Genomic DNA, 19,760 nt, shown 5'->3' with positions numbered 1-19,760 from the left:
CTGGGCGTGACCGACGACCCGGAGGACCACCACTATGACCACTGTTCCCGTCTTCACCGCCCACAACGGATTCCAGCTGCCCTCAGTGGGGCTGGGCACGTACCGGTTGAACGGCGAGGCCGGTGCGCAGTCGGTCGCCTCGGCGATCGGCCTCGGCTACCGTCTGATCGACTCGGCCTTCAACTACGAGAACGAGGGCGCCGTGGGCGCCGGAGTGCGCGCATCCGGAGTCGACCGCTCCGAGATCATCGTCACCACGAAGCTGCCGGGCCGGCACCACGAGACCACCAAGGCGCGGACCAGCATCGAGGAGAGCCGATTCCGTCTCGGACTGGATGCCATCGACCTGCACCTCATCCACTGGCCCAACCCGACCACCGGGCGGTACGAGCAGGCCTGGCGGGGTCTCGTCGACGCGCAGCAGCGCGGCACCGTCCGCCAGATCGGCGTGTCCAACTTCCTTCCCGAGCACCTCGAGCGCATCGAGGCGGCAACGGGAGTGCGGCCCGTCGTGAACCAGATCGAGGTGCACCCCTATTTCCCGCAGGAGGAGGCGCTCACCTTCCATGCCGAGCGCGGCATCCTCACCGAGGCCTGGTCTCCGCTCGGCCGCGCGGCGCATGTGCTCGATGAGCCGGTCGTGGTCGAGATCGCCGAGCGGCATGGCATCTCCCCCGTGCAGGCGATCATCGCCTGGCACGTCGCTCGCGGCACCGTGTCGATTCCGAAGGCGTCCTCGCCCGAGCATCAGCGCACCAACCTCGAGGCGGCTTCGGTCGCTCTCGACGCCGCCGAAGTCGACGCGATCACCGGGCTGGGTCGTTCGGACGGTCGCCTGTTCGACGCCGATCCGGCCACGCACGAGGAGATGTGAGTTCGGGATGCCCCTGACCTCTCTATACGAGGCCCTGCCCGGCACCCATCCCGCCCTGCGGGCATGACCTTCTTCGAACAGGCGCCGATGGGGCGCCACGCCTCCCGCAGACGGCGCTCCCTCGTCGGACGCGTCAGCACAGCGGCGATGCTCGTCGTGCTCGCGGCGGCCACCGTCGGCGGACTGTGGCTGATGTCGCAGGACTCGAAGGCCGACGAGCCGCTGCTCGAGCGGATCTTCCCCGCGCTGGCCGCAGCCCCACCGCCGCTGAGCGCGGAGTTCGCCGACCTCGCCGATCGGATGATGCTGACAGCAGAGGGCAGGGAGGTGTTCGCCTCCACGCAGCCGCGATACGCCGACGCCGACGAGATCGCCGCGCTCTGCCGAGATGAATCCCACGACCCCGAGAATGAGTCCACGCTGGGCTGTTTCACGGGTTTCGAGCAGTCCCGCGCCCAGGATCGGATCTTCATCTACCGTCCCACCGACGAGCGCCTCGGCCAGTCGACGGTGACGACGGCAGCCCACGAACTGCTGCACGCGGTGTACGCACGCATGTCGTCCGACGAGAAGACGCGGGTCGCAGAGCTGCTGTCGGCGGCGACCGCGCTCGTGTCTGCCGACGATCCCGTCCACGATCAGATCGCCGCCTCGATGGACGGCGACGACGAGAAGCGGGCCACCGAGCAGTTCGCCTACCTCGGCTCGCAGGTGCACCCCGACACGGGATTCAGCGCCGAGCTGGAGCAGATCTACGCACGCACGATCACCGATCGCGCTGCGCTCGTCGAGACGCACCGGCGAGCCGTCGCCGTGCTCGACGATGTGCGGGCGGCGGTCGCCCGCGCCTGGGAGGACGTCGCGGCAGCCGAGCAGGCGAACGCGCAGACGCGCGCCCAGCTGGAGGCGGACGTCGACGCGCTCTCGAAGGCCGCGGCGCGCTTTGCCGACGATCGTGCCGAGTTCGAGGCGACGAGCCCCGAGGACCGAGCGCGGTGGCGGGTCACTCTCACCCCCGCGGGCGGCGAGCCGATCACGATGTCGTGGGAGGAGTCGATCGCGTATCGCGACGACGATCTGAACCGCATCCGGGGTGAGCACAACGCACGGCGCACCGAGCTCGAGCTGGCGGAGGCGGAAGCGGCGCGGCTGCGCGCCGACACGCAGGCCCTGCAGGACGACGCACTCGCCCTGCTGCGCGATGCGTATCCCGGTCAGACGTTCGAGGGCTGAGCGCACCGGCGCGAGACGGAGTACGGTGGGCCCTGCCGGGATCGAACCGACGACATCCACGGTGTAAACGTGGCGCTCTACCAGCTGAGCTAAAGGCCCTGGTACCCCCATTCTACGGTGCGGAATTCGCGGAACCGGTCCTTGCGAACGGATATAGGCTGAGCACAGCGCGCGTTGTGCGGTGCCGACAAGGCCCGGCCGCGGCTCATCCCGTTTCCTTGGCACGACCTGCCAGCTTGACGAAAGGCTCCACGTGACCGTCCACGATCAGGATCCGTACTCCCAGGCACCTCTGGACAGCGACCCAGAGGAGACCGGCGAGTGGCAGCAGTCGCTCGACGAGCTGGTGGATGCGAAGGGTCCCGGCCGCGGCCGGGAGATCATGCTCAGCCTCCTGAAGCGCTCGAAAGAGCGTCATCTCGGCGTGCCGATGGTGCCGACCACCGACTACATCAACACGATCGCCGCGTCGAACGAGCCGGAGTTCCCGGGCGACGAGGAGATCGAGCGCCGCTACCGCCACTGGATCCGCTGGAACGCGGCCATCACGGTGCACCGCGCGCAGCGCCCCGGCATCGGCGTCGGCGGGCACATCTCCACCTACGCCGGTGCTGCCTCGCTGTACGAGGTCGGCTTCAACCACTTCTTCCGCGGCCAGGACCACCCCGGCGGTGGCGACCAGATCTTCATCCAGGGTCACGCGTCCCCCGGCATCTACGCCCGCTCGTTCCTCGAGGGACGCCTGAGCGAGGCCGACATGGACGGCTTCCGTCAGGAGAAGTCGCACGCCGGTCACGCCCTCCCCTCGTACCCGCACCCGCGGTCGATGCCCGAGTACTGGCAGTTCCCCACCGTGTCGATGGGTCTGGGTCCGATCAACGCGATCTACCAGGCGCAGGCGAACAAGTACCTCACCAACCGCGGCATCAAGGACACCGGCGACCAGCACGTCTGGGCCTTCCTCGGCGACGGCGAGATGGACGAGGTCGAGAGCCGCGGTCAGCTGCAGGTGGCGGCGAACGAGGGCCTCGACAACCTCACCTTCGTGATCAACTGCAACCTGCAGCGTCTCGACGGGCCCGTGCGAGGCAACGGCAAGATCATCCAGGAGCTCGAGTCGTTCTTCCGCGGCGCCGGCTGGAACGTCATCAAGGTCATCTGGGGCCGCGAGTGGGACGACCTGCTCGCCCGTGACACCGACGGCGCTCTGCTGAACATCATGAACGCCACCCCCGACGGCGACTACCAGACGTACAAGGCGGAGTCGGGCGCGTACATCCGCGAGAACTTCTTCGGTCGTGACGAGCGCGCCGCCGCCCTGGTCAAGGACCTCTCCGACGACGAGATCTGGCACCTCCGCCGCGGTGGTCACGACTACCGCAAGGTGTACGCGGCCTACAAGTCGGCGATGGAGCACAAGGGCCAGCCCACCGTCATCCTCGCCAAGACCGTCAAGGGCTACGGCCTCGGACCGCACTTCGAGGGCCGCAACGCGACCCACCAGATGAAGAAGATGACGCTGGACAACCTCAAGACGTTCCGCGACACCATGCAGATCCCGATCACGGACGCGCAGCTGGAAGAGAACCCGTACCTGCCCCCGTACTACCACCCGGGCCAGGACGACGAGACGATCCAGTACATGCTCGAGCGTCGCCGCAGCCTCGGCGGCATGATCCCCGAGCGCCGCACCGCGTACACGTCCATCACGCTGCCCGAGGAGTCGACCTACGCCCTTCCGCGCAAGGGTTCCGGCACGCAGGAGATCGCCACGACCATGGCGTTCGTCCGTCTGCTGAAGGATCTGCTGCGGGCGAAGGACTTCGGCAACCGCATCGTGCCGATCATCCCCGACGAGGCGCGCACCTTCGGCATCGACGCGTACTTCCCGACCGCGAAGATCTACAACCCGAACGGTCAGCACTACACGTCCGTCGACCGGCAGCTGCTGCTCGCGTACAAGGAGAGCCCGCAGGGTCAGATCGTGCACGTCGGCATCAACGAGGCCGGCGCCATGGCGGCCTTCACCGCCGCCGGCACGTCGTACTCCACGCAGGGCGAGCCGCTGATCCCGATCTACATCTTCTACTCCATGTTCGGCTACCAGCGCACCGGAGATGCGATGTGGGCGGCCGGTGACCAGATGGCGCGCGGCTTCATCATCGGCGCCACGGCAGGGCGCACGACGCTGACCGGCGAGGGCCTGCAGCACGCCGACGGGCACTCCCCGCTGCTGGCATCCACCAACCCGGCCACCGTCTCGTACGACCCCGCATACGGCTACGAGATCGCGCACATCGTGCGATCGGGCCTCGAGCGGATGTACGGCGGCTCGCACCCCGACCCCGACGTCATGTACTACATCACGGTGTACAACGAGCCGCTCGTGCAGCCCGCTGAGCCGGAGGATGCGGACATCGACGGCATCATCCGCGGCATCCACCGCGTCAAGCCGGGTACGGGCGAGGGCCACAAGGCCCAGCTGTTCGCCTCGGGCGTCGGCGTGCCGTGGGCGCTGGAGGCCCAGGAGCTGCTGCAGCAGGACTGGGGCGTCAGCGCAGATGTGTGGTCGGTCACCTCGTGGAGCGAACTGCGCCACGACGGTCTCGCCGTCGACGAACACAACTTCCTGCACCCGGAGGAGGAGCCCCAGACGGCGTACCTCACCCAGAAGCTGCAGGGCGCAGAGGGCCCGGTCGTCGCGGTCAGCGACTTCATGCACGCCGTGCAGGACCAGATCCGTCCGTGGGTGCCCAACCCGTACTACACACTGGGCGCAGACGGCTTCGGCTTCTCGGACACCCGTGCCGCGGCTCGTCGCTTCTTCAAGATCGACGGCCCGTCCATGGTGGTCCGCACCCTGCAGGCGCTGGCCGACGAGGGCAAGGTCGACCGCTCGGTCATCGGCCAGGCGATCGAGAAGTACCGCCTGTTCGATGTGAACGCCGGCACCAGCGGAAACGCGGGCGGCGAGAGCTGAACCTGTGAGCAGTACCTCCCAGCAGGCCATGGACAAGGCCGCGACTCTCGCCTGGCTGCGCCGGATCTCCGGCGACATCGCCACGGTGACGATCAAGCGGCTCGAGGACACCCTGCCGTGGTACGCCGACATGCCACCGGCCCGACGCTCCGCCGTCGGGCTGGTGGCCCAGGCCGGCATCACCTCGTTCATCCAGTGGTACGAGGATCCGACGTCCACGCCCTGGATCGCCGCCGACATCTTCGCCGCGGCTCCCCGTGAGCTGCTGCGCAGCGTCAGCCTGCAGCAGACCCTGCAGCTGATCCGCGTCACGGTCGAGGTCACTGAGGAGCGAGTCGCGGGACGCGGGGAGGATCTGCGCGAGGCGATCCTGCTGTACTCGCGCGACGTCGCGTTCGCCTCGGCTGACGTGTACGCCCGCGCCGCCGAGGCCCGGGGGCTGTGGGATGCGCGGCTCGAGGCCCTCGTAGTCGACTCGATCCTCACCGGCGAGGCCGACGAGGAGCTGCCCAGCCGCATCGCCGCCCTCGGCTGGCACGGCCATGGCGAGGTCAGCGTCATCGTCGGCACGACTCCCCCGCAGTTCGACGTCGACCTCGTGCGGCGCACCGCGCGGCGCATGTCGGTCGATGTGCTGATCGGCGTGCAGGGTTCGCGCCTCGTGCTCGTCATCGGCCGCGCCCGTGTCGCCGGCAAGGAGGACGAGGGCGAGGAGCTGCCGTTCAGCGAGATCGCGCAGCGCCTGGAGCCCTCGTTCGGCCCCGGGTACGTGGTGCTCGGACCCCCGGTGAGCGCCCTCGTCGACGCCGGGCAGAGCGCCCGTGCCGCCCTCGCCGGCTTCGCCGTCGCACGCGCCTGGCGCGGAGCACCCCGCCCGGTCGAGGCCGACGACCTGCTGCCCGAGCGCGCGCTGGCCGGCGACACGCTGGCGAAGCAGACGCTCATCGAGCGGATCTTCCGGCCCCTGCAGGCGCATTCCACCGATCTGGTCACGACGCTGTGGAGTTACCTCGACAACGGCCGATCGCTCGAGGCGACGGCGCGCGAGCTGTTCGTGCACCCGAACACGGTGCGCTATCGACTCAAGCGCGTCACCGAGGTGATCGGCTGGGACGCGACCGGTCCGCGCGAGGCGCTGATCCTGCAGACGGCGCTGATCCTCGGGTCGATCGGCAGCGCCGAGCCGTCACGACGGCGCACCGTGGCGCGGCGCCGCTGATCGGAGAGCTCTCCGCACGCGCGGGACATGTGCGCCACGCACAATCGATCTGGCGATTGTTGTGATGTTTCATCCACCACCCACGCCTGATCGTTGGCAGACTGGTCTGGTGATCGTCGTCGCATCGCCCGGACAGGGCTCTCAGACTCCCGGCTTCCTCGCCCCCTGGCTCGAGCTCGACGGAGTCGCCGACCAGCTGGCCGCCTACTCGGAGGCCGCCGAGGTCGATCTGATCGCGCACGGCACCGAATCGGACGCCGAGACCATCCGCGACACCCGCATCGCACAGCCGCTCATCGTCGCGGCCTCGCTGGTCGCGGCAGACCAGCTGTCCCGGCGCGCCGGCCGTCGGCCGGACGGAGCGGCCGGTCACTCGGTGGGCGAGCTCGCCGCCCTGGCCGGCGCCGAGGTGCTGACCGCCGACGACGCGATGCGGCTGGTCGGCATCCGCGGACGCGCGATGGCGGATGCCGCGGCGCAGACCCCGACCGGGATGAGCGCCGTGCTCGGCGGAGACGCCGACGACGTCCTCGCGCTGCTCGAAGAGCTCGAGCTCACTCCCGCGAACTACAACGTGGCCGGCCAGATCGTCGCCGCAGGCGCGCTGCCCGCGCTCGCACAGCTGGCCGAACGGGCTCCGCGCGGCGTGCGTGTGATGCCGCTGCAGGTCGCGGGCGCATTCCACACCTCGTACATGTCCTCCGCCGTCGACACGCTGCGCGCCGCCGTGTCGGACGTCCCGGCTGGCGAGCCGACCCTCACCCTGTGGTCGAATCGAGACGGCGCCGTCGTCGACTCAGGGCGCGACGCACTCGAACGCATCGTGACCCAGGTGTCGTCCCCGGTGCGCTGGGACCTGTGCATGACGTCGTTCATCGACGCGGGCATCACCGGCTTCATCGAGGTCGCGCCGGCCGGCGCGCTCTCCGGCCTGGCCAAGCGCGGCCTGCGAGGCGTGCCGAATGTCGCAGTGAAGACCCCCGACGACCTCGACGCAGCGGCTGAGCTGCTCGCCGGGGCATCGCAGAACGGAGCAGTCTCGTGAGCACTCTCAAGCAGGCCACCGGCCCCGCCTACACGCGCATCTACTCGGTCGGCGCAGCGCGCGGCGAGAACGCCGTGCCCAACGACGACCTGGTCGGGCCGATCGACTCCAGCGACGAGTGGATCCGGCAGCGCACGGGCATCATCACCCGCACCCGCGCCGTCGCCGAGACGAGCGTGATCGAGCTGTCCACCGCCGCGGCGAAGGAGGCCGTCGAGCGCTCGGGCGTCGATCCGGCCGAGATCGACCTCGTGATCGTCGCCACGATCAGCAACCCGAAGCAGACCCCCTCGGTGGCCGCCATCGTGGCCGACCGCATCGGTGCGACCCCCGCGGCGGCGTACGACATGAACGCCGCCTGCGCCGGGTACGCCTACGCCATCGCGCAGGCGGACGCGCTCATCCGCGCCGGAGCCGCCCGACACGCCGTCGTCATCGGCGCCGAGAAGCTCTCCGACGTCGTCGACCCCACCGATCGCAGCATCTCCTTCCTGCTCGGTGACGGAGCCGGAGCCGTGGTGATCGGTCCGAGCGAGACACCGGGCATCTCCGCGACCATCTGGGGCTCGGACGGCTCGAAGTCCGACCTCGTGGGCATGAACCACACCCTCACCGACTTCCGCGACGGGAAGGCGCCCTGGCCGACTCTCCGCCAGGAGGGGCCGAGCGTGTTCCGCTGGGCCGTGTGGGAGATGGCCAAGGTCGCTCGCGAAGCGCTCGAGCGGGCCGGCATCGAGGCATCCGACCTCGCCGCATTCATCCCCCACCAGGCGAACATGCGAATCATCGAGGAGTTCGCCAAGCAGCTGAGGCTGCCCGAGAGCACCGTCATCGCGCGCGACATCGAGACCACCGGCAACACCTCGGCCGCCTCGATCCCGCTTGCGACGCACCGTCTGCTCGAGGAGCACCCGGAGCTGAGCGGCGGCCTGGCGCTGCAGATCGGATTCGGCGCCGGCCTGGTCTTCGGCGCGCAGGTGGTCGTGCTCCCCTGATCGGGTGCGCGCCTTCCCTAGACTGTTCACCGGTTCAACCCATTCCGAGAAAGTAGGAAACACCATGGCTCTCACCAACGACGAGGTCCTCGCCGGCCTTGCTGAGCTGGTCACCGACGAGACGGGCATCGACGCGTCCGAGGTCACGATGGAGAAGTCGTTCACCGACGACCTCGACATCGACTCGATCTCGATGATGACGATCGTCGTCAACGCCGAGGAGAAGTTCGGCGTGACCATCCCCGACGACGAGGTCAAGAACCTCAAGACCGTCGCCGACGCCGTGAACTTCATCGTCGCCGGCCAGGAGTAACACCTGCGGATGCCACCCCCGCGGACCGCGGGGCGTGGCATCCTCCTGCACCGATCCCTCCTCCTCACGAAGGACCCCCATGACCAAGCGCATCGTCGTCACCGGCATCGGCGCCACGTCCGCTCTGGGCGGCACGGCTCCCGAGAACTGGGCGAACCTGCTCGCCGGCCGGTCCGGCACCCGCACGCTGCCGCACGACTGGATCGAGAAGTATCAGATCCCCGTGCACTTCGCCGCGGAGGCCAGCGTGCGTCCCGAGGAGGTGCTGCCCCGGCATGAGGCGAAGCGCCTCGACCCGTCGACCCAGTTCGCGATGATCGCGGCCCGCGAGGCGTGGGAGGACGCCGGTGCACCCGACGTCGCCCCCGAGCGACTGGGCGTCGACTGGGCGACCGGCATCGGCGGCGTCTGGACGCTGCTCGACGCCTGGGACACTCTTCGCGAGAAGGGACCGCGGCGCGTCATGCCGCTGACCGTCCCCATGCTGATGCCGAACGCCGGCGCCGGCAACCTCTCCCTCCACTTCAATGCGAAGGCCTTCGCCCGCACTGTCGTCAGCGCATGCGCGTCGAGCACCGAGTCGATCGCGAACGCGTACGAGCACCTGCAGGACGGCCTCGCCGATGTCGTGATCGCCGGTGGTGCCGAGTCGGCGATCCACCCGATCACCATGGCGTCGTTCGCTTCCGCCCAGGCGCTTTCCCGGCGCAACGACGACCCGGCGACGGCATCCCGCCCCGGTGCGATCGACCGCGACGGCTTCGTGATGGGTGAAGGCGGGGCCGCACTCGTCCTCGAGACCGAGGAGCACGCCAAGGCCCGCGGCGCGAAGATCTACGCGTACGTGGTGGGCGGCGGAGTGACAGCCGACTCGTACCACATCACCGGGAACGACCCGGAGGGCGCCGGCGCCGCACGCGCGGTCGAGGCGGCTCTCGCGCAGGCGGGCGCGTCGCCGGACGAGGTCGCGCACATCAACGCTCACGCCACCTCCACCCCGGTCGGCGACCCGAACGAGTACGAGGCCCTCAAGCGCGTCTTCGGAGACCGCATCGACGAGATCCCCGTGTCGGCGACCAAGGCGTCGACGGGCCACCTGCTCGGCGGCACGGGGGCGCTCGAGGCCGTGTTCACCATCCTCGCGCTGCGCGACCGCATCGCTCCCCCGACGATCAACATGACCGAGCCCGACCCCGCCGTGCCCTTCAAGCTCTCCACCGAGCCGCAGCCGCTCGGCGACGGCGACCTGCTCGCGATCAGCAACTCGTTCGGCTTCGGCGGCCACAACGCCGTCGTCGCCTTCCGCAGCGCCTGACGCCGGACGACTCGCCTGCGGACATCACGAAGCCCCCGCCTTTCCGGCGGGGGCTTCGTCTGATGCGGGAGATTCGCTTCCCCGGTCTCCGGGTGCCCCCACCGGATCCCGCTACTCGCGCCTCTCCCGCACGCCTGTGCCCGAGTCAACCCACCTTGTGCAGCCAGACGACGTGCGTGTCGTCGCCCGCGTGCCGGAACGGCTCGAGCTCCTCGTCCCATGCCGAGCCGAGCGCGACATCCAGCTCGCGCTGCAGCTCGGACGCATTGCCCGCCGCGATCTCCATCGCATAGCGGATCCGGTCCTCGCCGATCACGATGTTGCCCGCGGAGTCGGTCTGGGCGTAGTGGATCCCGAGATCGGGCGTGTGCAGCCACCGGCCGCCCTCGCTGCCCGGGGTCGGATCCTCCGAGACCTCGAAGCGCAGGTGCTCCCAGCCGCGGATCGCCGTCGCAAGCGCAGCTCCCGTCCCGGCGGGCGCGTCCCAGTAGAACTCCGCGCGGCGGGTGCCCTGCTGCACCGGCTGGTCGCTCCATTCGAAGCTGACGGCACGACCGATGGCGCGTCCTACCGCCCACTCGAGGTGCGGGCAGAGCGCGCGTGGAGCGGAGTGGATGAACACCACTCCGCGTGCGTATCCCGTCGCCATGATCTCTCCGTTTCATCAGGTACGTCTTCCCCTACGACCTGATCCGAAGATGCGGCGAACTATGCGGTTGTACGGCGATTATCGCCCAGAACAGCGCGAATCACAAGATTGTCATTCCGCATGCGACGGCGGCCCCGGTCGTGATGACCGAGGCCGCCGTCGTTGTAGACAGAAGGGTTACGCCTCGCTCATCGCGAGCTTGGCCTGCTGCCCCTTGGCTGCGTAGTAGGCGGCGCGAGCGGCATCACGACGAGCCTGCTCCGCGTAGCCGGCCTCGAGCACGTCCTGCGGCACCTCGACCTGCTCGTGCTGGTCGGTGCCGTGGTACTTCTCGATGTAGGCATCGAGCTCGGGGCCCGACTCCCACGAGGTGATCAGGCAGTAGCGCGGCTCGGTGCCGTTGTGGGTGGTGGCGTGCCACAGACGCTGGGTGTCGACGATGAGCTGAGCGCCGGCGGGAAGCGCGATGCGGTACTCGATGCTCGGGTCGGTGCGGTTCTCACGCAGGACGAAGTAGCTGTCCTTGTCGTCGGTGAGGTTGAAGAACCCGCGCACGACCCAGCCTGTGCCGTCGGGGTTGAGACGGTTGTTGTCGTCCTGGTGCAGGTTGTAGAGGCACTCGCCGTACGGCGTGGGCTGCAGCTCGATGACACGGCAGCGACCGACGTTGGCACCCGGCTCCTTGGCGCGAGCGGTCAGGGTCGGAGCGATCGCGGTCTGCGAGTCGATCCAGACCCCGTCCTTGTCGGTGCGCGGCGGCTTGTGGTTCCAGAAGCCGTTGCACTCGATCTCGCCCTTCGCGCTGGCGAGAGGTGAGAAGCGGGTGTCGCCCGAAGACTTCCAGTCGACATACTCGATGTCGAGCCATTCCTTCGGGTCCATCTCCCCGCCGTAGCTGTCGAGGATGACGAATCCCTTGTCTTCGAGGGCTGCGGACTTGATGTATCCCATGATCTGAGTCATGTCCTTTCGTAATGGGCCAGCACGTTTTAACAGGCCCTACTTAGGCAAGCCTACCTCGGGCTCCTGGACGCGCCCCGGCGGCTCGGCCGGGGAAAATCGCCCCGGACTAGACTCGATCCGGCGGCTCGTCACCCCGCCGTCCGGAGGAATCACGCAGTCATGGCAACGGCGACCAATGTCGAGGCACACGCGACGGGAACGATCGAGTGGCTCTCCGCTCCCGCGACCAACATCGTCGTCCCGGTCTATCAGCGCCAGTACCGATGGGACATCGGGGGGTGCGAGAAGCTGCTCTCCGACATCCGTGCGGTCGCCGGTGAGGACGACGGTCACCGCCATTTCATCGGCTCGATCCTGTCGGGCCGCGATTCCGCATCGGGTCATGCAAGCGGGGGTGCGGAGCACGACGATCTGATCCTCATCGACGGGCAGCAGCGGATCACCACGATCATGCTGCTCATCGCCGCGCTGCACCACACCGTCCGGGACAGCGACCCGGCGCTCGCAGCTGAGCTGCAGCGGGTGCTGGTGCGCGCAGACGATCCCGCGCGCACGAAGCTGCGCCCTCACGATGCGTGGGCCGGCCTGTACGAATCGGTGGTGCTCGACCGGCGCGACGACGGCGATCGCGAATCGCGCTTCGACGACAACTACGCCTTCTTCCGCAGTCAGGTGCACGCCGACGAGGCGCCCGCCATCTGGCGCGGTCTGCAGCGCCTCGAGCATGTGTCGATCACTCTGGGGCCGCAGGCCAGCGCTCAGCAGATCTTCGAGAGCCTGAACTCGACCGGGCAGCCGCTGCGCGACCACGAGCTCATTCACAACTACATCCTGATGGGTCTCTCCCACGCCGAGCAGCAGCGCATCGAGCGGGATTTCTGGCTGCCGATCGAACAGCACACCGGCGAGACGATCGGCGCGTTCTGGCGGCACTACCTCGTCATGACGACCGGGCGCGAGATCGACGCGGCCGGGGAGCACGGCGTCTACGCGGCGTTCCGCGGGTCGTTCCCCCGACTCGACGTCGAGCACCTGCGATCGGATGCGTCGGTATGGCGTGAGTACGCCGAGATCTACGGCATCCTCCTCGACCCGTCCCGCGAGTCGGACGCGGGACTCCGCCTTCAGCTGAACCTGCTGAACACCTTCGGGCGCACCTCGTATCCGCTGGTGATGAGCGCCTACGCCGATCACCGTCGCGGCAGCATTCCGCGGGAGCAGCTGATCGACGTGCTGGAGTGGGTGCAGGCGCTGTTCCTGCGCCGCGCGATCGTCGGCCTGCCGACCGATCGTCTCATCGCCCGGCTGTGCCGCGCCCGCACCGAGGGGCATGATGCGCTGATGCGCGCCATCGGCCGCATCACTCCGTCGGATGAGCGGATCAGCGCGGTGCTCAAGTACGGCGAACTCCCCCACCCCGCGTACGTGCTCGGGCGGATCGAGGGCGTCGAGGACCTGTCGGACTACGACGTCGAGACCATCGTCCCGCCCGTTCCCGCCACGTCGTGGAGCGGCGATGGCTCACGACCGTGGAACGAGTACAGCGAAGACGAGCAGAATGCGCACCGGGCGCTGACGCCGACTCTCGGCAACCTCACCCTACTCGAGGACTCGCTCACCCTGCGCGTGTTCGGCGCCTCGTTCCCCGAGAAGCGCGATCGCGCGTATGCGCGCAGCTCGATCTCGGCCACCCGTGAACTGGCGGACGTCCCGGCGTGGAACACGGCGGCGATCGCCGCCCGAACCGTGCGTCTGACCGCGCAGCTGTTGAGGATCTGGCCCCGACCGGACGTCGGGGAGATCGATGACGACGGGCTCACACCCGTGCTCGACGCCGTGCGCCGCCGCGGGTGGCCCGCCGGGTGGGAGCGCGAGTTCGACTACTGCGAGTACCGCGGCGAGCACTGGGAGATCAAGGACGTCCGCGCTCTGTTCAACCGCATCTTCCGTCGTGCATGGACCGATGACCGCGCCGCCGCCCTCGCCTACAGCGCTGAGCACGGCGGTCCGCTCTACGACGAGATGGCCTGGAAGGGCCAGTGGGACGAGTTCGACGAGTCGCACTTCCTCTACATGGGTTGGGACTCGCACTACATGATGACGGCGCTGCAGGGTGTGCTGGAGCAGTCCGGCATCGCCTCCGAGGTGTTCGTGAAGTACTCCTACATAGGGAACGTGATGTGATGACCGCCACCATCGGCGCCGCCAGGACCGCTGTTCGCCACATGCAGGACATCACGGTCGAAGAGCACACGCTCACCCTCCCGCTCGTCTGGGGCGACGACGCCGACACCCGCACGATCGACGTGTTCGCGGCCGTCGTCAGCCGTTCCGGCGGCGAGAACCTGCCCTACCTGGTGTTCCTGCAGGGCGGCCCCGGTCACGAGGCGCCTCGCCCGTTCCGCTCCCCCTCCGCCCCGTCGTGGCTGGATGCGGCCCTCGCCGAGTACCGCGTCGTGCTGCTCGACCAGCGCGGCACCGGCCGGTCGACGCCGGTGGGCGACGGCGACCTGAGCCGAGGCGCAGAGGCGGTCGCCGAGCACCTCACGCATCTGCGCGCGGATGCCATCGTGCGCGACTGCGAGGCGCTGCGCGAACACCTCGGCGCGGGGCGCTGGAATGTGCTCGGGCAGTCGTTCGGCGGATTCACGACCCTGGCCTATCTGTCCACCGATGCATCGTCGCTCGACCGGGTCTACATCACCGGCGGTCTGAGCACGCTCCACCGCTCGCCCGACGAGGTGTACGCGCTCTGCTACGACAAGATGCGCGACGCGTCCGAGCGGTACTACCATCGCTTCCCCGCGCACCGCGATCGGATGCGCCGGCTCGCCGACCTCGCGCTCGCCGGCGATCTCACGCTTCCCGACGGCGAGGTGGTCTCGCTGTCGCGGCTGCGCTCGGCAGGTTCCGCGCTGGGCACCGACGACGGCTGGCAGACGCTCTGGTCGCTGCTCGAGCTCGATCCCGCCTCGAACGCGTTCCGGCACGACCTCGCGGCGGCGATGCCGTACGGCGGGCGCAACCCGCTGTACTTCGTGTTCCACGAGTCGAGCTACGCCTCCGGCCACGCCACTCGCTGGTCGGCGGAGCGTGTCGAGCCTGCGGACTTCGCCGCCGATCCGACGCTCTTCACCGGCGAGCACATCCGTCGTGACTGGGTCGACGCCGTTCCCGCCTTCCGCCCTTGGCGAGATGTCGCGCTCGCCCTTGCCGAGCACGAGTGGCCGAGCATCTACGATGCGGCCGCCGTGCAGGCGTCCGGAGCGGTCGGCGCCGCCGCCGTCTACGTGAACGACGTGTACGTGCCCTTCGAGTTCTCGATGGAGACCGCGCGCCTGCTGCCCGGTGTGCGCACCTGGGTGACCAGTGAGCACGAGCACAACGGGCTGCGCGCCGGCGATGTGCTTCCCCGTCTGATCGATCTCGCGCACGACCGTCGCGTGCGCTGACCGGGCGCCGGTCAGGCCTCTTCTTCCCGATCGTCGTCGTCGACCGGCACGTCGATGCTCTGCTCGATGACGTCTGCCGGATCGGCCTCGACGCCCTCCGGCAGGGGCTCGGTGATCGTCCGCTCCGGGTCCTCCGGCTGCTCGACGGCATCGCGCCCCTGCTCCAGTGCATCCGCCTCGGGGATCTCCGTGCTCCGATCGTCAGGGCTCCGACCGTCGTGCTGACCGCTCATCTCGTCCTCCTCCTCGGTGGCTCCCAGCGTGACCGCGCTCTCGTCGCACGTCAAGGCCGTGGCGGCCGACGGTGCGAACACCTATGGTGCTCGAGATGACCTCGCTCCCTCCCTCCCCCGCCGCCGTGCCGCGCATTCGCGTCGGGACGTCCGGCTGGCGCTACCGCTCATGGCGCGATGACTTCTACCCGGCGGGCCTGGTGCAGCGGGCCGAGCTGGCGTACATCGGCGAGCACCTCTCGACCGTGGAGCTGAACGGATCGTTCTACTCGCTGCAGCGCCCGCAGAGCTACCTGCGCTGGCGCGACGCGGTGCCCGAGGGCTTCACATTCGCCGTCAAGGGATCGCGGTACATCTCGCACATGCTGCGACTGCGCGACACCACCGCCGCACTGGCCAACTTCTTCGCGTCGGGCGTGCTCGCGCTCGGTCCGACCCTCGGCCCGATCCTGTGGCAGCTGCCGGCGCGGCAGGAGTTCGAATCCGGCGTCCTCGAAGCGTTCCTCGCCGCGCTGCCGCGCACCACGGCCGAAGCGAATGCGCTCGGGCGGCAGCACGACGAGCGCATGAACGGACGCACCTGGTTGGAGGATGTCGAGGATCGTCCGCTGCGCTACGCACTCGAGCCGCGCTCCGACACCTTCGACGATCCTCGCGCGGCGGACATCCTGAATCGGCACGGCGTGGCCCTCACCGTCGCGGACACCGCCGGCAGATGGCCGCGGTTCGACCCCGGTGACGCGGGTCTGGTCTACGTGCGACTGCATGGCGCATCCGAGCTGTACGCGAGCGGATACACCGATCGGGAGCTGCAGGAGTGGGCCGAGCGGTGCACCGGCTGGGCGGCACAGGGCGAGGGCCGCGACGTCTTCGTCTACTTCGACAACGACGCGCGCGGGCATGCGCCGCATGACCCGGTGGCGCTCGCGCGGCTGGTCGGCGACCAGCCGGCCGGGCGCTGATCGGTCAGCGTCGCGTGCGGCGCAGCCGACGTGCCAGCCGCTCGTCGGCCACGTCGTTCTCGGCGGTCTTCTCGAGCCGTGTCGTATCGCGCAGCGACACCTGCAGCTCGCGCTCGGCCGGCACGCCACGACGCAGCTCCCGCACCCGCTCCAGTTCGGCGTCGAACAGCGCGCCGACGAGCAGCGCGATGTTGCCGATCCACAGCCAGAGCAGGAAGATCACCACACCGGCGAACGACCCGTAGATCCGGTCGTAATCGGCGAGATGGCTGACGTAGAACCCGAATCCGAGGGATGCCAGTGCGAACGCGGCGATCGCGACCAGTGCCCCCACACTCATCAGCCGGAACTTCGGGTGATCGACGTTCGGCGCGAAGTAGTACAGGATCGCCACGATCAGGCAGACGACAAGGGCGACGGCCGGCCAGCGGGCGATGCGCCAGAGCGTCAAGGCGACCTCGCCGGCGCCCAGCGATCGCCCGAGCGCCTGCGCGAGGGGCCAGCTGAGAGCAGCAAGGGCGCAGGCGATGGTGACGAGCACGAACACGGCGAACGTGACGAGCAGATGGGCCGGCTTCGCCCGCCAGAACATCCGCCCCTCCGGCACGCCGTAGATGCGGTTCATGGCGCGGCCGAGCGCCGTGACGTATCTGGCGACCGACCACAGCGCGAACACGAGCGCCAGCACGATCAGCCACCCCGCCCCCGCGGTGGAGGCGACCTGCTCCAGCGGCTGCCGCAGCGCCTGCACGATGTCCCTCGGGGCGACCTCGCGCAGCAGGTCGAGCACGGCCTCGGCCGCGCCGCGCTTCTCACCGAACACGCCGATGACCGAGAACGCGGCGATCAGGGCGGGGAACATCGCGAGGATCGCGTAGAACGTCAGCCCGGCCGCCGCATCCGGGCAGTAGGTGCGGAAGAATCCTCGCGCCACGCGCCGGACGATCAGCACCATCGCCTGCCGACGCTCGCCGTCACGCTGCACTTCGGGACCCCGCGCATCTGACGCCATGGGTTCAGGATGCCGGATTCCGGCGACCCGTGGCATCCGCCTTGCGTCCGGTCCGACCGCGATGCTACCGCGCGGCGCGCGCCGGTCAACCCCGTTGCCCGCCCGGCTCACTCCGGCCACGGTGGAAACGGAAAGGAGCAGAGATGTCGAACATCCACGAGCAGCCCGACGAGGAGCCCTCCACGGAGGAGCTCGACGAGCCGAGCACCGAGAAGGAGCCGGGCGAGGAGCCCAAGGTCGAGCATCCCGAAGACCCCGAACCCGACCACGACGCGGTGGGGATCGGCGTCATCGGCGGACCCCAGAGCGACACCGCCGATCAGGGGTCCGCACCTGCCTCGGACGGAGATCAGGCGGGCTGACGCTCGTCGCGCAGCGAGCTGCGGCCTGCCTCCCACGCATGCAGGATGTGCTCGCCCGCCCATCCGTCGACGGTGAGGCAGGCCGCGGCTCCGAAGAGGATGTCGTCGAGGAGCTCCGGCGAGTCCTCGGCCAGCGACCCGGCCAGGTCGCGCGCCGCGATCTGCTCGTGCACCGCATCGGCCTCGACGTGCTCGTCGTAGTACGCCGCCACGTCGTCTCCGAAGCCGAGCCGCCTCAGCCCCTCGGCTATCGCCCGACTCGGCAGCGAGGAGGTCATCTCGAAAGCTGCCAGGTGACCCACCACGGCGCCCTGCAGTCGGCGGTTCAGCGCGAACATCGACATCAGATTGAACGAGGCGAATGTGATCGCCGGCACGGCGTCGATGTACCCGCCGTAGGTGTCGTCGAGTCCGGCGCCGCGCATCGCGTCGGCGAACATCACCTGGTGCATGCGCTCCACCCGACCCCCGCCGTACTCGTCGGCCTGGATCTCGATCAGCGCCGCCTTGGCTCGGCCGGTCAGTCGGGGGATCGCCCACGAATGCGCGTCGGCCTCGCGGAGCGTGTAGATGCTGCGCTGCATCAGCAGCTCGCGCGCCTGCTCGACGTCGGCCCTGCGGCTCACGAAGCGCGACAGGCTCGGCCCGGGCTGCGGAGCGGCCAGGGCGAAGAGTGCCGCGGCGACGGCCTCGCGGGTGGGCTCCGGCGGCTCGGGCAGCGGCACCGCGGCGCGCACGGCATCCTCGAAAGCACGCTCGAGAACGGCACGAGTGGTGAGAAGTGAGACATCCCATTCCCAGTGGGCGCCGAACTGCGGCAGCGACCCGTATGCAACGGAATACAGCAGGAAGAGCGAGAGCTGCACGTCGTCGTCGGTGATCGGATCTTCGACCAGGACGGCGTCGCGGGCCAGCTGCGGCAGATGTTCCGCCCGCTCGGGCGCGCGATCGGCGAGCACCTCGAGCAGCTCGGCGCTGAGAGGGCCGCGCGGTGTGAGGGCGACGGCCGTCGCGTCGGAGGAGAGGCTGAGCGTCATGGGGCTCCTTTGTCAGGCGGGGATCCGACCGGATCCGTGTGCGCCCACCCTAGGCGGGCCCGGCGACACGATGACAGCCCTTGACACCACCACGGCCTGCAGTCAAGACCCTGCCCAGGGAGCCCCGCGGACGGAAGACTCGCATTCCACCGCGACGAGGAGGGCACATGACTGCGAGAACCGAGGCGCCGACGATCACCGCGTGCACGGACGGGCCGCTGCTCGTTCGGGGCGACGTCGACCTGCAGTCCGCGGCGGGGCGGCCGATTGAACGTCACCGCCGGACGATTGCGCTGTGCCGGTGCGGGCTGTCGTCGATCAAGCCGTTCTGCGACGGCGCGCACAAGACATCAGGCTTCCGCACCGAAGACTGAGCGCGCGAGACCGAACGCGCGAGACCATGAGAGTAGGGCGGGTCGGACTTGAACCGACGATCGTTGGGTTATGAGCCCACTGCCTTAACCAGCTTGGCCACCGCCCCGTAGAGCACCAGCCTACCGCCCGCTCGGCCGGCTATCGTGTCTGCGCGGCCGCGTGCGTGCGGGTGTGCTCGAGGTAGATCGCGGCGTTCTCGATGAGTCCGCGGCGCTCGTCATCGGTGAGCGGCCTGCGCACCTTCGCGGGAACGCCCGCGACCAGCGAGCCGTCCGGCACCTGCGTGCCGCCCAGCACCACGGCGCCACCGGCGATCAGGCATCCGGCGCCGAGCACCGCACCGCTCAGCACTACGGCCCCCATGCCGACGAGCGAGCCGTCGCCGATCGTGCACCCGTGCACGACGGCGTTGTGCCCGATCGAGACGTCCTCTCCGATGACGACCGGATGCGCGCTGTCGACATGCACCGAGACGTTGTCCTGTACGTTGCTGCGCGCACCGACGGCGATGGCTGCCGAGTCCGCGCGCAGCACCGCGTTGTACCACACGCTCGCGGACTCACCCAGCACGACGTCTCCGATGATGCGTGCGCCGTCGGCGACGAAGGCTTCGGCGCCGATCCGGGGAACCCGCGATCCGAGGGCGATGACAGAGGCGTTCTCGGCGATGCTCATGAAGGTGAGACTACCCTCACTTCCGCGTGATTCCGCGGAAATCAGGGCCGGTAAGCGTTGCCTACA

General features: G+C 69.2%; 19 protein-coding genes and 2 tRNA genes. 13 read left to right on the top strand and 8 right to left on the bottom strand.

What is annotated here, in order from left to right; all coding sequences use genetic code 11:
• Positions 1-34: 34 nt before the first annotated feature.
• Both PGB26_RS10250 and PGB26_RS10245 read left to right on the top strand, forming a co-directional pair.
• Complete coding sequence (locus PGB26_RS10250; protein ID WP_271637521.1) at positions 35-874, top strand: aldo/keto reductase; 840 nt, start codon at positions 35-37, stop codon at positions 872-874.
• A 63-nt stretch (positions 875-937) separates the two neighbouring features.
• A complete protein-coding gene (locus PGB26_RS10245; RefSeq protein WP_271637520.1) occupies positions 938-2,107 on the top strand; it encodes a hypothetical protein in 1,170 nt (389 codons plus the stop codon).
• 26 nt (positions 2,108-2,133) lie between these two features.
• Here the strand turns inward: PGB26_RS10245 and PGB26_RS10240 are convergent.
• Positions 2,134-2,206, bottom strand: a tRNA-Val gene (locus PGB26_RS10240).
• Positions 2,207-2,360: 154 nt separating this feature from the next.
• On the opposite strand from PGB26_RS10240, the gene aceE reads away from it, so the two are divergent.
• The 6 genes from aceE to PGB26_RS10210 all read left to right on the top strand — a co-directional run bounded on the left by aceE (position 2,361) and on the right by PGB26_RS10210 (position 9,974).
• Positions 2,361-5,087: a pyruvate dehydrogenase (acetyl-transferring), homodimeric type gene (gene aceE / locus PGB26_RS10235; RefSeq protein ID WP_271637519.1), complete on the top strand. Its 2,727-nt coding sequence runs from the start codon at positions 2,361-2,363 to the stop codon at positions 5,085-5,087.
• Between the two features lie 28 nt (positions 5,088-5,115).
• A complete protein-coding gene (locus tag PGB26_RS10230; protein WP_271639637.1) occupies positions 5,116-6,306 on the top strand; it encodes a PucR family transcriptional regulator in 1,191 nt (396 codons plus the stop codon).
• Between the two features lie 109 nt (positions 6,307-6,415).
• Positions 6,416-7,351 carry an ACP S-malonyltransferase gene (locus PGB26_RS10225; protein WP_271637518.1) on the top strand — a complete coding sequence of 312 codons (936 nt, stop codon included), beginning with the start codon at positions 6,416-6,418 and terminating at the stop codon, positions 7,349-7,351.
• Positions 7,348-8,346, top strand: coding sequence for a beta-ketoacyl-ACP synthase III (locus PGB26_RS10220; protein WP_271637517.1), 999 nt, complete (start codon positions 7,348-7,350; stop codon positions 8,344-8,346). Before PGB26_RS10225 ends, PGB26_RS10220 begins: the two co-directional genes overlap by 4 nt.
• Before the next feature lie 64 nt (positions 8,347-8,410).
• On the top strand, positions 8,411-8,659 hold the full coding sequence (locus tag PGB26_RS10215; protein WP_071641880.1) for an acyl carrier protein: 249 nt from the start codon (positions 8,411-8,413) through the stop codon (positions 8,657-8,659).
• Between the two features lie 79 nt (positions 8,660-8,738).
• Positions 8,739-9,974, top strand: a complete 1,236-nt coding sequence (locus tag PGB26_RS10210) for a beta-ketoacyl-[acyl-carrier-protein] synthase family protein (protein WP_271637516.1) — start codon at positions 8,739-8,741, stop codon at positions 9,972-9,974.
• A gap of 145 nt (positions 9,975-10,119) precedes the next feature.
• Here PGB26_RS10210 and PGB26_RS10205 read toward each other — a convergent pair whose 3' ends face one another.
• On the bottom strand, positions 10,120-10,623 hold the full coding sequence (locus PGB26_RS10205) for a DUF3145 domain-containing protein (RefSeq protein WP_271637515.1): 504 nt from the start codon (positions 10,621-10,623) through the stop codon (positions 10,120-10,122).
• A gap of 177 nt (positions 10,624-10,800) precedes the next feature.
• Positions 10,801-11,574, bottom strand: a complete 774-nt coding sequence (locus PGB26_RS10200) for a hypothetical protein (protein WP_333909441.1) — start codon at positions 11,572-11,574, stop codon at positions 10,801-10,803.
• 171 nt (positions 11,575-11,745) lie between these two features.
• Between PGB26_RS10200 and PGB26_RS10195 the strand changes: the two genes are divergently transcribed.
• Together PGB26_RS10195 and PGB26_RS10190 are read left to right on the top strand one after the other, a co-directional pair.
• Complete coding sequence (locus PGB26_RS10195) at positions 11,746-13,770, top strand: DUF262 domain-containing protein (RefSeq protein ID WP_271637513.1); 2,025 nt, start codon at positions 11,746-11,748, stop codon at positions 13,768-13,770.
• The gene (locus tag PGB26_RS10190; protein WP_271637512.1) at positions 13,770-15,038 is read left to right on the top strand and encodes an alpha/beta fold hydrolase; all 1,269 of its coding nucleotides are present in this window, start codon (positions 13,770-13,772) and stop codon (positions 15,036-15,038) included. Before PGB26_RS10195 ends, PGB26_RS10190 begins: the two co-directional genes overlap by 1 nt.
• An 11-nt stretch (positions 15,039-15,049) precedes the next feature.
• Here PGB26_RS10190 and PGB26_RS10185 read toward each other — a convergent pair whose 3' ends face one another.
• Positions 15,050-15,352, bottom strand: a complete 303-nt coding sequence (locus PGB26_RS10185) for a hypothetical protein (RefSeq protein WP_271637511.1) — start codon at positions 15,350-15,352, stop codon at positions 15,050-15,052.
• Between the two features lie 14 nt (positions 15,353-15,366).
• Here PGB26_RS10185 and PGB26_RS10180 point away from each other — a divergent pair, with 14 nt between their 5' ends.
• Complete coding sequence (locus PGB26_RS10180) at positions 15,367-16,233, top strand: DUF72 domain-containing protein (protein WP_271637510.1); 867 nt, start codon at positions 15,367-15,369, stop codon at positions 16,231-16,233.
• A 4-nt stretch (positions 16,234-16,237) separates the two neighbouring features.
• Here the strand turns inward: PGB26_RS10180 and PGB26_RS10175 are convergent, their stop codons facing one another.
• Positions 16,238-17,245 (bottom strand): YihY/virulence factor BrkB family protein, encoded by a 1,008-nt coding sequence (locus PGB26_RS10175; protein ID WP_271637509.1) that lies wholly within the window; start codon positions 17,243-17,245, stop codon positions 16,238-16,240.
• 143 nt (positions 17,246-17,388) lie between these two features.
• Between PGB26_RS10175 and PGB26_RS10170 the strand changes: the two genes are divergently transcribed.
• Positions 17,389-17,607: a hypothetical protein gene (locus tag PGB26_RS10170; protein WP_271637508.1), complete on the top strand. Its 219-nt coding sequence runs from the start codon at positions 17,389-17,391 to the stop codon at positions 17,605-17,607.
• Here PGB26_RS10170 and PGB26_RS10165 read toward each other — a convergent pair.
• The gene (locus PGB26_RS10165) at positions 17,595-18,644 is read right to left on the bottom strand and encodes an iron-containing redox enzyme family protein (protein ID WP_271637507.1); all 1,050 of its coding nucleotides are present in this window, start codon (positions 18,642-18,644) and stop codon (positions 17,595-17,597) included. The two genes, PGB26_RS10170 and PGB26_RS10165, sit on opposite strands and share 13 nt — an antisense overlap.
• 167 nt (positions 18,645-18,811) lie before the next feature.
• Between PGB26_RS10165 and PGB26_RS10160 the strand changes: the two genes are divergently transcribed.
• Positions 18,812-19,018: a CDGSH iron-sulfur domain-containing protein gene (locus PGB26_RS10160; RefSeq protein ID WP_271637506.1), complete on the top strand. Its 207-nt coding sequence runs from the start codon at positions 18,812-18,814 to the stop codon at positions 19,016-19,018.
• A 33-nt stretch (positions 19,019-19,051) separates the two neighbouring features.
• Here PGB26_RS10160 and PGB26_RS10155 read toward each other — a convergent pair.
• Both PGB26_RS10155 and PGB26_RS10150 read right to left on the bottom strand, forming a co-directional pair.
• Positions 19,052-19,125, bottom strand: a tRNA-Ile gene (locus PGB26_RS10155).
• A 32-nt stretch (positions 19,126-19,157) separates the two neighbouring features.
• The gene (locus PGB26_RS10150) at positions 19,158-19,694 is read right to left on the bottom strand and encodes a gamma carbonic anhydrase family protein (protein ID WP_271637504.1); all 537 of its coding nucleotides are present in this window, start codon (positions 19,692-19,694) and stop codon (positions 19,158-19,160) included.
• Positions 19,695-19,760 lie beyond the last annotated feature (66 nt).

Origin of the sequence: Microbacterium sp. nov. GSS16 (assembly GCF_028198145.1) — a bacterium.
In the GTDB taxonomy this organism is placed as follows: domain Bacteria; phylum Actinomycetota; class Actinomycetes; order Actinomycetales; family Microbacteriaceae; genus Microbacterium.
This window is presented reverse-complemented; position numbering and strand designations above follow the sequence as displayed.

Coding starts and splice junctions, on each gene's coding strand:
- PGB26_RS10250 (WP_271637521.1), top strand. CDS start 35: ATGACCACTGTTCCCGTCTTCACCGCCCACAACGGATTCCAGCTGCCC.
- PGB26_RS10245 (WP_271637520.1), top strand. CDS start 938: ATGACCTTCTTCGAACAGGCGCCGATGGGGCGCCACGCCTCCCGCAGA.
- PGB26_RS10230 (WP_271639637.1), top strand. CDS start 5,116: ATGGACAAGGCCGCGACTCTCGCCTGGCTGCGCCGGATCTCCGGCGAC.
- PGB26_RS10215 (WP_071641880.1), top strand. CDS start 8,411: ATGGCTCTCACCAACGACGAGGTCCTCGCCGGCCTTGCTGAGCTGGTC.
- PGB26_RS10210 (WP_271637516.1), top strand. CDS start 8,739: ATGACCAAGCGCATCGTCGTCACCGGCATCGGCGCCACGTCCGCTCTG.
- PGB26_RS10205 (WP_271637515.1), bottom strand. CDS start 10,623: ATGGCGACGGGATACGCACGCGGAGTGGTGTTCATCCACTCCGCTCCA.
- PGB26_RS10200 (WP_333909441.1), bottom strand. CDS start 11,574: ATGGGATACATCAAGTCCGCAGCCCTCGAAGACAAGGGATTCGTCATC.
- PGB26_RS10195 (WP_271637513.1), top strand. CDS start 11,746: ATGGCAACGGCGACCAATGTCGAGGCACACGCGACGGGAACGATCGAG.
- PGB26_RS10190 (WP_271637512.1), top strand. CDS start 13,770: ATGACCGCCACCATCGGCGCCGCCAGGACCGCTGTTCGCCACATGCAG.
- PGB26_RS10180 (WP_271637510.1), top strand. CDS start 15,367: ATGACCTCGCTCCCTCCCTCCCCCGCCGCCGTGCCGCGCATTCGCGTC.
- PGB26_RS10175 (WP_271637509.1), bottom strand. CDS start 17,245: ATGGCGTCAGATGCGCGGGGTCCCGAAGTGCAGCGTGACGGCGAGCGT.
- PGB26_RS10170 (WP_271637508.1), top strand. CDS start 17,389: ATGTCGAACATCCACGAGCAGCCCGACGAGGAGCCCTCCACGGAGGAG.
- PGB26_RS10165 (WP_271637507.1), bottom strand. CDS start 18,644: ATGACGCTCAGCCTCTCCTCCGACGCGACGGCCGTCGCCCTCACACCG.
- PGB26_RS10160 (WP_271637506.1), top strand. CDS start 18,812: ATGACTGCGAGAACCGAGGCGCCGACGATCACCGCGTGCACGGACGGG.
- PGB26_RS10150 (WP_271637504.1), bottom strand. CDS start 19,694: ATGAGCATCGCCGAGAACGCCTCTGTCATCGCCCTCGGATCGCGGGTT.